The organism is Rhodohalobacter sp. (assembly GCF_041686455.1).
Classification (GTDB): Bacteria; Bacteroidota; Rhodothermia; order Balneolales; family Balneolaceae; genus Rhodohalobacter.
The window spans coordinates 1-13,903 of the sequence record NZ_JAWLDW010000026.1 but is presented as its reverse complement, the minus strand read 5'-3'; the positions used below and the strand labels follow the sequence as shown (position 1 = coordinate 13,903).

General features: G+C 43.3%; 13 protein-coding genes. 8 read left to right on the top strand and 5 right to left on the bottom strand.

Annotated features, from left to right (window positions below):
* Positions 1-9: 9 nt before the first annotated feature.
* Together ACESM0_RS05195 and ACESM0_RS05190 are read left to right on the top strand one after the other, a co-directional pair.
* Positions 10-744 carry a 5'-nucleotidase C-terminal domain-containing protein gene (locus tag ACESM0_RS05195; RefSeq protein WP_372904329.1) on the top strand — a complete coding sequence of 245 codons (735 nt, stop codon included), beginning with the start codon at positions 10-12 and terminating at the stop codon, positions 742-744.
* Complete coding sequence (locus ACESM0_RS05190; RefSeq protein ID WP_372904327.1) at positions 741-1,676, top strand: bifunctional metallophosphatase/5'-nucleotidase; 936 nt, start codon at positions 741-743, stop codon at positions 1,674-1,676. Before ACESM0_RS05195 ends, ACESM0_RS05190 begins: the two co-directional genes overlap by 4 nt.
* Before the next feature lie 5 nt (positions 1,677-1,681).
* Here ACESM0_RS05190 and ACESM0_RS05185 read toward each other — a convergent pair whose 3' ends face one another.
* Entirely contained in the window at positions 1,682-2,755 is a 1,074-nt protein-coding gene (locus ACESM0_RS05185; RefSeq protein ID WP_372904325.1) for a branched-chain amino acid aminotransferase, read from the bottom strand.
* Positions 2,756-2,848: 93 nt separating this feature from the next.
* Here ACESM0_RS05185 and ACESM0_RS05180 point away from each other — a divergent pair, with 93 nt between their 5' ends.
* From ACESM0_RS05180 to ACESM0_RS05160, 5 genes are all read left to right on the top strand, one after another.
* Entirely contained in the window at positions 2,849-4,192 is a 1,344-nt protein-coding gene (locus ACESM0_RS05180) for a M24 family metallopeptidase (protein ID WP_372904323.1), read from the top strand.
* 143 nt (positions 4,193-4,335) lie between these two features.
* Positions 4,336-6,510 carry a DNA helicase RecQ gene (gene recQ, locus ACESM0_RS05175; RefSeq protein ID WP_372904321.1) on the top strand — a complete coding sequence of 725 codons (2,175 nt, stop codon included), beginning with the start codon at positions 4,336-4,338 and terminating at the stop codon, positions 6,508-6,510.
* 36 nt (positions 6,511-6,546) lie between these two features.
* Positions 6,547-7,224 carry a uracil-DNA glycosylase gene (locus ACESM0_RS05170; protein WP_372904319.1) on the top strand — a complete coding sequence of 226 codons (678 nt, stop codon included), beginning with the start codon at positions 6,547-6,549 and terminating at the stop codon, positions 7,222-7,224.
* A 54-nt stretch (positions 7,225-7,278) separates the two neighbouring features.
* Complete coding sequence (locus ACESM0_RS05165; RefSeq protein ID WP_372904317.1) at positions 7,279-8,127, top strand: LEA type 2 family protein; 849 nt, start codon at positions 7,279-7,281, stop codon at positions 8,125-8,127.
* Between the two features lie 99 nt (positions 8,128-8,226).
* Positions 8,227-9,420: a PQQ-dependent sugar dehydrogenase gene (locus tag ACESM0_RS05160; protein ID WP_372904315.1), complete on the top strand. Its 1,194-nt coding sequence runs from the start codon at positions 8,227-8,229 to the stop codon at positions 9,418-9,420.
* Positions 9,421-9,473: 53 nt separating this feature from the next.
* Here the strand turns inward: ACESM0_RS05160 and ACESM0_RS05155 are convergent, their stop codons facing one another.
* From ACESM0_RS05155 to ACESM0_RS05145, 3 genes are read right to left on the bottom strand one after another with little or no spacing between them, the layout of a single operon-like run.
* A complete protein-coding gene (locus ACESM0_RS05155; RefSeq protein ID WP_372904313.1) occupies positions 9,474-10,889 on the bottom strand; it encodes an NAD(P)(+) transhydrogenase (Re/Si-specific) subunit beta in 1,416 nt (471 codons plus the stop codon).
* Complete coding sequence (locus ACESM0_RS05150; protein ID WP_372904311.1) at positions 10,886-11,176, bottom strand: NAD(P) transhydrogenase subunit alpha; 291 nt, start codon at positions 11,174-11,176, stop codon at positions 10,886-10,888. The genes ACESM0_RS05155 and ACESM0_RS05150 overlap by 4 nt, the downstream gene beginning before the upstream one ends.
* Positions 11,177-11,197: 21 nt before the next feature.
* Positions 11,198-12,319: a Re/Si-specific NAD(P)(+) transhydrogenase subunit alpha gene (locus tag ACESM0_RS05145; RefSeq protein WP_372904309.1), complete on the bottom strand. Its 1,122-nt coding sequence runs from the start codon at positions 12,317-12,319 to the stop codon at positions 11,198-11,200.
* Between the two features lie 212 nt (positions 12,320-12,531).
* Here ACESM0_RS05145 and trxB point away from each other — a divergent pair, with 212 nt between their 5' ends.
* Positions 12,532-13,518, top strand: coding sequence for a thioredoxin-disulfide reductase (gene trxB / locus ACESM0_RS05140; RefSeq protein ID WP_372904307.1), 987 nt, complete (start codon positions 12,532-12,534; stop codon positions 13,516-13,518).
* Positions 13,519-13,576: 58 nt separating this feature from the next.
* Here the strand turns inward: trxB and ACESM0_RS05135 are convergent.
* The coding region (locus ACESM0_RS05135) for a DUF4342 domain-containing protein (RefSeq protein ID WP_372904305.1) at positions 13,577-13,903 on the bottom strand (327 nt) is incomplete at its 5' end.

The window sequence follows — 13,903 nt, the reverse complement described above, 5'->3', positions numbered from 1 at the left end:
CATTTCTGAATGTTAATTCGAATCGCTCCAATACTTCTGCTATCCTTTACATTATTTGCCGGCTGCTCACTTTTTTCTTCAACGGAAAAACAACCCCTTTCTGAGCAAAAAAAGCCGATTATGTACCCTGAGCCGGATCCTGAAATATCGTCTATATTGGATTCATATAGAAGTACTCTTCATGATAGAATGGGTAAAAAGATTGCGACAGTACACGATACATTACGATTCAGTAAACCTGAAAGTGCACTTGGGAATTTGGTTGCTGATGCACTCCGTTATAGGGCAGGTCATGAGCTTAAGCGGTTTGTGAATGTAAGCGTGATCGGAGACTCCTCTTTTCGGCTCTATCTTACTCCCGGTGAACTGACGCGAAAAGATGTGATGGAGTTTATGCCCTATGAAAATCACCTGGTAATTTTGAGATTAAAAGGTGATAAAATATTTGAACTGGCAAATCAAATTGCTGAATTGGGTGGCGCTCCGGTAAGTGGAATGAGATTAAGAATTGTAGATGGCCGTGCCCGCGGTGTGCTGATAAATGCACAAACTCTAAGCTCTGATAGAGAGTATTTAGTGGCTACCACAAGCTGGGCAGCCAATGGGGGAGACCAGTTCCCTGCACTTTGGGACTATTCCGATCGAATTGATCTTCACGATGTAAATGTCCGCGAACTCTATATCGACTATTTCAAAAGTCGTCGCAACATTCACGCAGATCGGGACGGGAGGATTCGATCGTGATTAGCAGAAAAGAGTTTCTAAAAAAAAGTGCTTTTTTAGCTGCAGGTACGATAGTGCCTATGGGTATCGGATCGAAGTTGTTTGGCGCAACGCCTGCTGATCTAACAATTCTGTACACAAATGATACCCACGCCCGCTTAGACCCATTTCCTGATAATGCTGTAGAGTTTGCCGGTTTGGGTGGGATTGCTCGTCGCGCATCACTAGTGAAAGAGATTCGGTCAAAAAACAAGAATGTTCTTTTGCTTGATGCAGGAGATGTGTTTCAGGGTACACCCTGGTTTGATGTGTACGGCGGTGAGGTAGATCTTAAACTGATGAGTGAAATGGGATATGATGCGATGGCTGTGGGTAATCACGAATTTGACCGTGGTCCGGATGGATTTGCTGAAGCAGCACAAAAGGCAGATTTTCCAATTCTTGCAGCAAATTATGATGCCTCCGGTACTCCGATGAATTCTTATCTGCAGCGTTTGATTGTGCGTGAATTTGATGGATTCCGTGTTGGAATATTTGGGCTCGGAATTGAACTGGACGGAGTTGTTGTACCCGAACTATACGGTGATGTTAAACATAGAGACCCGATTGCGTGGGCAAACGGTATGAAAAACAGTTTGAGAGATTACCACAAATGTGATTTCATTATCTGTTTAAGTCATCTGGGGTTTCGGTACAACAACGGCCGTATGGATGACTTAGCCCTTGCTAAGAAAGTATCCGGGATTGATTTAATTATTGGTGGGCATACACATACTTTTCTGGACTATCCGGTTGGAGTTATGAATCCGGAGGGCAGTATAACGCAAATTACTCAAATGGGACACGGAGGGGTTCGCTTAGGACGCATAGATCTCAATATCAATAATGTCGATCAAAAAGTGAAAACGGCAGATCGATACTATACTATTGGTGAGAAAACCAGCTACCTGTAGAAGGTTTATGAGTTCAGGGCAATGGGATGAGTCCAGCCAAAGTTGTCTTCAATTTTTCCATACTGAATTCCGGTGATGGTATTGAACATTTTTTTGGCAAAAGGACCGATTTTTTCCTGATCGAGGTGAATTGTCTCTCCGTTGTGATGAATCAATCCAACCGGGGAAATCACAGTAGCGGTACCTGAGCCAAATACTTCTTCCAATTTGCCCTCTTTATGGTTTTTTATGATTTCATCTATGGCCAATCTCTGTTCAACAACTTCTACTCCCCACTCCTTTGCTACGGCAATTACGGACCGCCTTGTAATACCCGGAAGTACAGATCCCGAAAGTTTTGGTGTGAACAGTTTGTTATCAATCAGGAAGAAGATGTTCATTGTTCCAACTTCTTCAATGTAACGATTCTCCAAGGCATCAAGCCAGATAACCTGAGTAAACCCTCTACTTTGTGCGGTTTGTGCGGGAAGAAAACTCCCGGCGTAGTTACCTGCAGCCTTTGCTTCACCGGTACCGCCACGAACGGCTCTCACAAACTTTTCTGATGTTGTGAGTTTAACAGGATTGAACCCTTCTCTATAGTAGGCAGCTACAGGGCTTGTAATCACATAAAAATGGTACTCACTGGATACCTTGGCAGCCAGATATTCCTCTGAAGCGAACATAAACGGACGGACATACAGAGCGTGCCCGTGTACTTTCGGAACCCATTGGTGGTCGAGTGCAATCAACTTCTCAAGCCCTTTAATAAATACTTCTTCGTTAACCTCTGGCATACAAAGCCTGTGGGCCGATTTGTTCAGTCTTTGGTGGTGATCTTTAGGGCGGAATAGGTGAATGGTTTCATTATCTACGTGGTAAGCTTTCATACCTTCAAAAATAGCCTGGCCATAATGTAGAGCCTGCATAGACGGTGTGAACTGAATAGGACCGTATGGTTTTATTTCAGGCTGATGCCATTTCCCGTCTCGGTATACCATCTCAAGCATATGATCAGAAAAAACACGCCCAAATTGTAGATGATCAAAATCCACATCAGAAATTCTACTTTGATCTGTTTCGGTAATGCTTATTTTCATAATGCTTAGTTTATTTACATTCTATCCTATTAAAGATAACAGGAATTCTTGTAAGTCGTAGGCAAAAACTTCTAAATAATTTTAGTTCAAATCATGAAAAAGATATTTCTTCTAACTGTTATTACTTGCTTTATAATTGCCGACATAAATGCACAACCGGTAAACGAGATTACTCCGGACATCCTTTCTATGCGAGATAGAGCCGAAGTGATGGATCGCTGGACGGAAAATCGTCTTGATCATCTCGTCCCGGAGTTAATGAGAAGAGAAGGGGTAGATATGTGGGTACTGGTTGCGCGGGAATATAACGAAGATCCGGTTCTGCTGACAATGCTTCCGGCTACCTGGCAATCATCACGAAGAACAACTATTCTGATGTTTTTTGATCCGGGTAATGGAGAATCGGTAGAGCGTTTGGCGGTTGCCAGATATGATATTGGCTTTTTTGAAACACAGTGGTTCCCTGAGGAAGAACCGGACCAGTGGAAACGATTTGGGCAAGTGGTTGCTGAAAGAGATCCTGACAATATTTCTGTGAATTTTTCTGATGATTTTGCATTAGCCGACGGTATTAGTCACACGGACTATATGAATTTGAGGAACAGTCTGAGTTCTGAATTTCAAGAAAAGATTGTTTCTGCAGAAAATCTGGCTATCGGCTGGCTGGAGACCCGAACAGAAGAGGAGAAAATTGTTTACAGGCAAATCAACCGAATTGCTCACAATATTGTAGCTGAGGGTTTGTCTGAAAGAGTAATTACGCCGGGAATTACTACTACTGAGGATGTACAGTGGTGGTATCGCGAAAGAATTAGGGATCTGAATCTGACGGCATGGTTTCATCCCTCTGTTTCAGTTCAACGAAGTGAATCTGACGAGCATGATGGAGATTTTTCAAGTCGAGCCGGTGCCGATGTCATTATGCCCGGTGATCTTATCCATATAGATTTTGGGATTGAGTATCTGGGGCTTAGTACAGATACCCAACGCCACGCGTACGTGCTTCGACCGGGCGAAACCGAAGCTCCTGAAGGCTTGCGAGATGCTTTGAAGATTGGCAATCGGTTGCAGGATATTCTTACAAATGAATTCGAATCCGGCAGAACCGGAAATGAAATTCTTGATTCCGCACTGAGTAACGCGGAATCAGAAAATATCAACGCTACGATTTATACCCATCCGATTGGGTATCAAGGACACGGCGCGGGCCCAACAATCGGTCTCTGGGATCAGCAGGGTGGTGTGCCCGGAAAAGGGGATTATCCGCTCTACCCAAATACGGCTCACTCGATTGAATTGAACGCCGAAGTTTTTATTCCGGAATGGGATCGATCCATTCGGATTATGCTGGAAGAAGATGCCATTTTTGATGGTGAAGAGACCTACTACACTGATGGAAGAATGGAAGAGTTTTATCTGATTCCCCGACAGAAGTAACAAGCACAATTTCTGCTGAAATATTAGGACTCCTATAAGCTGCTTTCGGTTTTTGTGAATTGAAGTATGTAAGGAAGTGTTATATCCGGTATCTTGATATGATTCAGGCGAGAAATAGAATTTAGCATAAATAAAACACAGATATGATTAAGCAAGCGAAGCAGGTCCTGAAACAGACTTTTGGATATGATGAGTTTCGGCCGCTTCAGGAAGATGTAATATCCGACGTTCTCAATAAAAAAGACACATTGGTGATTATGCCAACAGGCGGCGGGAAATCACTGTGCTATCAAATTCCCGCTATTCTTTTTGACGGTTTGACTATTGTTATTTCCCCGCTCATTTCGTTGATGAAAGACCAGGTTGAGCAATTGGACGAGTATGGTGTTCCGGCTCTTTTTCTGAATAGTACACTTACTCCCGAGCAATATGCAGCAAACGTTCAGAAATTAAAAAATAGAGAAGTAAAACTACTCTATCTGGCTCCTGAAACATTGATGATGGAGAGCACGAGAGAGCTGTTGGATAAGCTAAACGTAGACTGCTTTACAATTGATGAAGCACACTGTATTTCTGAATGGGGACACGATTTTAGGCCGGAATATCGCCAGTTGGCCAAGGTGAGAAAATATTTTCCTGATGCGGTTTGTTTGGCACTGACGGCAACGGCTACTCCTCGAGTGCGAGAAGATATCCGCATTACGCTGGAGATGAATAAAACCGAAACGTACGTTGCCAGTTTCGACCGCAAAAACCTGCTGCTTCAGGTAGTGGATAAACAGGACCCTCTGGAGCAGATTCTGGACTTTCTCTACACCCGGCCAAAACAGTCCGGGATTATCTACTGTTTTTCCCGGCGCCAGGTGAATGAACTCTACAGCGATTTGAAGCTTGAAGGGCACTCTGTATTGCCATATCATGCAGGGCTTTCAGAAGCACAGCGAACCCGCAATCAGGAGGCATTTATTCGCGATAACGCGCAGATTATAGTGGCAACTATTGCTTTTGGTATGGGCATTAACAAGCCGGATGTGCGATTTGTGGTGCACCACGATATGCCACAGAATATCGAATCGTACTACCAGCAAATTGGCCGTGCCGGACGCGATGGCCTCCAAGCAGACTGTATGCTTCTCTACAGTTATTCTGATAAACAGAAAATCCAGTACTTCATCAACCAGAAAGAGGGAGATGAGAAGAAAATTGCGGAACAACATCTCGATGCAATTCTGAATTTTATGGAGTACGACGACTGCCGCAGAAAACCACTGCTTGAATATTTTGGAGAAGAGTATCAGCACGAAGAGTGCGGTATGTGTGATAATTGCCTGAAGTATAAAGACAACATGCAGGATTATACCGAACAGGCCCAAAAATATATGAGCTGTATTGCCCGTACGGAAGAGACGTACGGGGCCTACTATATTGCTGATATTTTACGTGGCTCAAAGCAGAAAAAAATCCTGAAAAATGGCCACGACAAGCTGTCAACCTACGGAATAGGGCAGGAGTGGACGAAAAACCAATGGATTCAGCTGTCGAGACTGCTTCTGAGAAAAGATCTTTTGAAAAAAGACCCCGATCACGGAAGTCTAAAATTAACAACCGGTTCATCAGCCGTGTTGAAAGGAGATGAACGGGTTGAGGGAATACTGGACCGTACTCAGGCTACATCAGATGAAGACAAACCATCGCGCACAAGCACAGATGTAGAGAATAAACACAATGCAGATCTGTTTGAGAAACTGCGAGCAAAGCGGAAAGAGCTGGCAGACGAGCAGGAAATTCCTCCGTATGCCATTTTTCCCGATACCACTCTGATGGAGATGTCATTTTACTTCCCTCAGGATGATGAATCCTTGATGGCCATCTATGGAGTGGGGTCTGTGAAGATGAAAAAATATGGTGATGATTTTCTGCCAATCATCAAGGAATTTACTCAAAACAACGAAGTTGAGGAGAGAACAAAGGCGATAAAGAAGAAAGTTAAAAAGACCACCGAAAAGAAAAAGTACGAATTGGTAGGTGAAGAGTTCAACCAGAATAAGTCCGTTGAACACCTTGCTGAACAGTTCGGCGTGAAGGAAGTGACCATTCTGAGTAATCTAAAAAAATATCTGGATGACGGGAATAAAATAGATCCGGATGGAATCCTGGAAGCTTCTTCACTCTCGCAGCGAAAAATTGACGAGGTCTATGAATCGATGGATAAAGTGGGAGCCGACATCCTCAAACCGGTTTACGAAGACCTTGATAAAACGGTGGATTACGGTGAACTCCGGGTACTTCAGCTGGCTTATCTGGCGGAAAACAGGTAATCTTAAACATAATTTTTAAATTGAGAACCCTCTTTTATGATTCCGAAGTTTGTTGAATCTTTGAAACAAACACCCCGCGGACTGTTTAACCCTTGGTTTCATCAGGATAAAAAGAACGATCTGGTTCCCAATGCTCCGGATATCAGGAGGAAGCAACTCGAAACATACCTCATAGAAAGGAAGCAATCGGCGAAGTACCTTTTTATAGCTGAGGCCCTTGGTTATCAGGGAGGGCACTTTACCGGCATTGCAATGACGTCCGAACGAATTTTGCTGGGTTTTCAGGAAGAGAAATATGGAGTTAAACCCGAACATGTTTTTAAAACAGAGCGGCCCAATCGGACCAGCAGGCCGGATTTGATTGAAAAAGGAATGAGTGAACCAACCGCTACAATTATGTGGGGAGCTTTGACTGATTTGGGGATTGATCCTTATGAAGTCGTTTTATGGAATGCCGTACCGTGGCATCCATACAATCCGCAAAAAGGTATGTTGAGTAACCGCACTCCACTGGCCGGTGAAATGGAAGCCGGGCTCAAACATTTAAAAAAGTTTATCAGCTTGTTTAATAACCCTAAGATTGTGGCTGTAGGCAGAAAGTGCGAGCAGAGTTTGTCTGAACTTGGAATTGATTACATTGGTGTTCGTCATCCGGCAAATGGCGGAGCTCCCAAATTCCGCAGACAGCTTGCTGAAATGACCAATAAGAGTTGAAACTTTTTACATAAAAAGACTTTATCTATTTCAACTAAAGTTGATATTAAGACTATGAAAAGAACACTTATTCTATTTACGATTGCATTAATTATGGTGGGTTGCAGCACAATTCGTGATGCAGCGGATATTCGAGAACCCAACGTTACATTTCAGGATATGTCCATCGAGCGGATTACTTTTGATGGTGTGACGCTCCTTTTTGATTTTGAGGTCGATAACCCAAACCGATTTGGTGTTTCGGCCGAACAGTATAATTATGAATTTTTTATAAATGATCAATCTTTTATTAACGGTTTGCAGGAAGAGCCTCTTTCCATTGGTCGAGAATCGACTCAGTCAATCCAGATACCTGTAACACTGAATTTTTCTGAAGTATATGAAACATTTAGTTCAGTAGTACACCAGGATAGTCTTTCTTATGCTCTCTCGACTGAAGTAGAATTTGATGTGCCGGTGTTAGGAATGCGAAAAGTACCTGTGCGTACATCGGGTGAGATCCCGGTTCCAAAAGTGCCAAGAATATCGATGGGAGAATTTGACGTAAAACAGATTTCACTTAATGGCGCCGAAGTGGAGATATCATTTAATGTTCAGAATCCGAATCCATTTGCAATTTCCATTGCTAATGCTGCCTATGAGTTAACGGTAAATGGACGCGAGTGGCTGGATACAACACTTGGTGAAACGATACGAGTAGCCGGTTCTGAACGGAAAACAATAAATATACCTATTCGATTGAGTTCTTCTCAGATGGGCTCTGCTTTGATGGATATTATGAATGGAGAATCTACCTTTAACTACGATCTAAAAGGATCAGCGGATATCTCTGCTGAACTAGACGGTTTTCGTGACGGTCAATCTTTTCCATTTGATCTGTCCGGTACATACACGCTGGACTGATAAGGTGGATATTTGCGTTAAAATAGTGCATTAGATAAGTTTATAAATCAATTAACCTTAAACAACTATCCTATGACAGTTCTAAATACAACAAAATTAATGTCTCTTTTTACAGCTCTGTTTCTGTTTTTGGCTGTAGGATGTGCGGAAGCTTTGGAGACGGAATCCAATAATAATGGAGAAGGTTCTGAAGCAGATACGACAGAAGAATATTTTGCATTGCCGGAGTCTCCCGGTGATCTTTATGAATCAGATGAATTTGACTTCCACGTTCAAACGGTAGTTGATGACCTGAACCTGCCGTGGGCAGCGGCATTTTTACCCGAAGGACTAGTGCTAATTACGGAACGTGATGGGACTCTTAGGAAAATTAAAAATGGTGAAATGCACAGTGATCCGATTGCAGGTGTACCTGAAGTGTTTGCACAAAATCAGGGAGGGTTACTGGATATTGAACCTCATCCTGACTATGAGGAAAACGGATGGCTTTATATGAGCTATTCTAAGCCGAATAATGGGGAAGGAATGACAGCAATTGTTCGTGCAAAGTTTGATGAAGAAGCACATGCACTCACAGATATGGAAGAGCTCTATGTGGGAACACCGTTCACCAGTCGCGGACACCATTTTGGAAGCCGAATTGTGTTTGATCACGATGGATATATGTATTTTTCAATCGGCGATAGAGGAGAGATGAACACTGCTCAGGATTTGAGCAAATCAAACGGGAGTCTATTTCGATTGAATGATGACGGTACAATTCCCGAGGATAACCCATTTGTAGGTAAAGAAGGTTTAGATGAGATCTATTCCTATGGGCACCGGAACATTCAGGGAATGGCGGTTCACCCGGAAACTGGAATTGTATGGACAAACGAGCACGGACCGCGCGGTGGCGACGAAATTAATATTAATGACAAGCCCGGTGCAAACTATGGCTGGCCGGAAATTACATACGGTATCAACTACGATGGAACAACTATTACTGAAGAAACGCATCGAGAGGGTATGGAGCAGCCTGTACATCAATACACACCGTCCATTGCCCCTGCAGGAATGGCGTTTGTAACTTCAGATAAATATCCCGGTTGGGAAGGAAATGCTTTGATTGGTGCTCTTGCATATCAACTGATTTCCAGAGTAGAATTGGATGGAAATGAGTTTGTGCAAGAAGAGCGATTGGTTGAAGAAATCGGACGGATTCGCCATGTAATAGAAGCTCCCGACGGATATATTTATTTTCTTAATGAATCGAATGGCACACTAAACCGAATTCTGCCTGCCAACAATTGAGTTTCTAGCAAACAAACTTTAAAACCCGAAGAAAACTCTTCGGGTTTTTTTATTTAGTCAAGGTCTTGGAGTGCTGTTGCCAGTTCCTGTAGTGATTTTTTAGCATCACCGAAAAACATCTGGTTTTTGTCACTGTAAAAAAGATTATTATCAATGCCTGCATATCCGGGACTCATACTTCTTTTAAACACAATGGTTCGTTTTGCATCATCCACATTAAGTATAGGCATACCGTAAATCGGGCTGTCGGGTGATGTTTTTGCCGCCGGGTTAACCACATCATTTGCACCGATAATCAGAACTACATCTGTTGACTTGAACTCCGGATTGATCTCGTCCATATCGTAGAGCTGATCATAAGGCACATCTGCTTCAGCCAAAAGTACGTTCATGTGTCCGGGCATTCGTCCGGCTACTGGATGAATACCAAATTTTACGGTAACACCACGTTCTTCCAACATGTTTGCCACTTCTTTCAGTATGTGCTGTGCCTGCGCAACGGCGAGCCCATAACCGGGTGTAATGACTACTTTGGATGCATAGGCACACTGTATTGCTACATCATCAGCAAAGGTCTGCTGATAGGATTTATCACCGGTGTCCGTTTCTCCAGCATCCGGTACGCCACCGAAAGCTCCAAAAAGAACGTTCCATAGCGTTCTATTCATAGCTTTACACATAATATTGGTAAGAATCAGACCGGCAGCACCTACCAGCGCACCGCTAATGATCAGAAGATTGTTGCCAAGCACAAATCCTGCCATGGAAGCTGCGATTCCCGAGTAAGAGTTGAGCAGTGAAATAACAACAGGCATGTCTGCACCTCCGATTGGCAGCACAGTCAAAACACCGATTAAAAGTGCCAGGCTAAAGAGTAACCAAAAAACCAGCTGATATTCGGGGTCAACAGCAAACCAGCCTACCAAACCTAAAGCAACCGCAGTAAGAAGTAAGTTAATATAATTTTGGCCGGGCAGAGCGATTCGCCCACCGCCTATAAATCCTTTAAGTTTGCCAAATGCGATAAAACTACCTGTAAATGTAATAGACCCGATAAGAATGCTAAGGCCTGTTGTTACCAAACCTTGAGTATCAAAAGTTGCGGGTGCCAGTCGGGTAAATTCACCCCAGGCAACCAAAGCGGATGCACCACCGCCAAATCCGTTAAATATGGCAACCATCTCTGGCATTGCAGTCATCTGTACTTTCTTAGCGGCAAAAACTCCAATTAAGGCGCCAATAATTACACCGGCAATGATAAACTCAAATGCTATAATTTCACGGTCAAACAGGGTAACCGCTACACCAATCAGCATACCGAGTGACGCCAGTTGATTCCCCGAGCGAGCAGTAGCCGGCGACCCTAACCGTTTGATTCCTACAATAAAAAATCCTGTGGCTATCAGGTAGAATATCTGAATAAGATTGGGTAAAAAGGATTGGAAGGCTTCGGGTAGGAACTGGCTCATTTTTCACCCTCCTTTTTCTTGAACATCTCGAGCATTCGGTCGGTAACCATAAATCCTCCAACCACATTAATGGTTGCAAAAATAATCGCTGCGAAACCGATCCACTGTGCATATAATGAATCGGGTCCTCCGGCAATAATCAGGGCACCAATCAAGGTTATACCGGAAATGGCATTTGCCCCGGACATCAGTGGAGTATGCAGGGTGGGAGGAACTTTTGTGATCAGTTCAAAACCTACAAAAGAGGCCAGTACAAAAATGAACAGGTTAAAGATAAAAGCTTCCATATCGATAGTTTTTTATTGCCGTTAGCTATTCTCCTTCACAAATGGAGAGATGATTTCGCCATGGTGTGTAACAGTGGCGTTGGCGATGATTTCATCATCAAAGTTGAAATTGGGCTTGCCGTCTTCGATCAAAAGATCTAACAGGGATAGAATATTCTTAGAGTATAGTTTGCTTGCGTGATAAGCAAGGGTGCTCGGTAGGTTAAGCGGACCATCAATAATTACTTCATTATGTCTGATCACTTCTCCCGGTTCGGTCACTTCACAATTTCCTCCCTGTTCCGCTGCAATATCTACAACTACAGAACCGGCCAACATATCCTCAACCATTTGTTTGGTAATGAGTTTTGGAGCCGGTTTTCCGGGAATAAGTGCCGTAGTTATTACGATATCAGACTTTTTTACGTGCTGATGGATTACTTCTTTCTGCTTCTCTTTATTCTTGACTGATAACTCTTTGGCATAGCCGCCTTTGGTTTCAGATTCTTCTTCGAGCGGTACTTCTACAAATTTTGCACCCAGACTTTCTACTTGTTCTTTCACCGCAGGACGAATATCGAAAGCTTCTACGACAGCTCCGAGTCTCTTTGCTGTTGCGATAGCCTGAAGCCCTGCAACTCCGGCACCTAAAACCAGTACTTTTGCTGGTGGAATAGTGCCGGCAGCAGTCATCATCATTGGCAAATATCTGTCCAAATGGTTGGCACCGAGAAGCGCCGATTTATATCCCGCAATATTACTCATTGATGAGAGAGCATCCATCGATTGGGCTCGGCTAATTCTGGGTATGGTATCCATGGCCATTCCGGTAACACCGGTACTCAGAAGTAACTCAACATACTCCTGGTTCTGCAGGGGCCATAAAAAAGCAACAAGGGCTGAATTCTTTTTTAGCTTTTTAATATCCTTTTGGGGTGGAGCCTGAACAGCTAAAAGCAGGTCAGACTCAGAAAGGATTTGATCACGACTTTTGATTTCTGCACCGGCATTAAGATACTGTTGATCAGAATAGCTTGATGCTGACCCTGCTTCACTCTCAACATAAATGGAAAGGCCCATCTTGGATAGTTTTTCGGTCCCCTCCGGAGTGAGTGCAACACGTTTTTCCAGAGCCTCTGTTTCTTTGCAAACGGCGACGATCATAACACACCTTTTTAGTTAATTTGTTTAAACTTATCCAAATTTTGCCAATTTGCAACTTACAATTTAAGTTTTACCAGAAAATTTATTCTAAAAAAATGGAAGTTTGGATAAACGTAATATTTTTTACTGACTATACATCTGATAGACAAGATTGACCAAAATTGAGTTCAATATTTATTACATTTAGGTAAAGAAAAAAAAGAAATTAATTAATGGAAATGGAAGACATTCAAGGAAAAACATTTGACGTAGTTATAGTAGGCAGTGGGCCTGCCGGATTAACGGCTGCAATATATGCTGCACGTGCCGATTTAAACCCAATTGTGTTTGAAGGACCCGAACCCGGAGGGCAGTTAACACAGACCACAGAAGTGGACAACTATCCGGGCTATCCCGAGGGAGTTATGGGGCCAAAGATGATGGAGGATTTTCGTCAGCAAGCAACGCGTTTTGGCGCGGACTGCCGATACGGTTATGTGACAAACATTGAATTTGATGACCGCCCTTACAGGCTTACCGTAGATGAAGAGACAGATATTTATGCCAAAGCGATAATAATTGCTACCGGCGCATCTGCAAAATGGCTGGATCTGCCAAGTGAGCAGCGTCTGAGAGGTAAAGGTGTGAGCGCCTGTGCAACCTGCGACGGAGCGTTCTTTCGCAATGAGCACGTGGTCATTGTTGGCGGTGGCGATACTGCAATGGAAGAGGCTCTGTTCCTCACAAAGTTTGCAAGTAAAGTATCTGTGATTCACCGGCGTGAAGAACTGCGTGCATCAAAAGCGATGCAGAATCGCGCATTTAAAAATGATAAAATTGAATTTGTCTGGAACTCAGAGTTGCAGGAAGTATTGGGCGACCAGGTTGTAGGTGGTGTAAAAGTTAAGAATAGAGTAACAGGCGTAATAAGCACTTTGGCTGATGTGACCGGTGTGTTTATCGCAATCGGACATAAACCAAACACAGATCTGTTCAAAGATGTGCTCACCATGGACGATGTCGGATATATCCAAACAAAAGGACAGTCAACGGAAACAGATATGCCCGGGATTTTTGCCAGCGGAGATGCAATGGATCCAATCTATCGTCAGGCTGTAACTGCTGCAGGGACCGGGTGTCGGGCCGCATTGGATGCCGAACGTTTCTTATCCGATACATTAGATAGTGAGGTAGCAATTGCCCAGAAGCATTGGAAGTAATAGCTTTTGATAAAGCATATTCGAATCGGCAAGTGTCATTGATGCTTGCCGATTTTTTTTATTCTTTACCTACTGTTTTGTCCGGTTTGCCCTCTTTTTTACTTTCCTCATCGTCCTCAATATCAATCACTTCAGCATCTACTTCGTACTCGTCGGATGACTCGTCTACGTTTCGTTCAACGAAAACCCTTACATCACTTGCGTAAAGCAAAAGGGCTGAAATTGCTGTAAACAAAGGGGCATAAACTGCAAGTACAACAGCACCGGCAACTCCCAATGTTAATCTGCTTTCCAATAAAACGTTGCCTTTTTTATTTTTCACGATTACTCGTTTGGCGTCACCTTTGCGGATTAACTCCTTGATTTGTGAAATTATTTCTTGAAC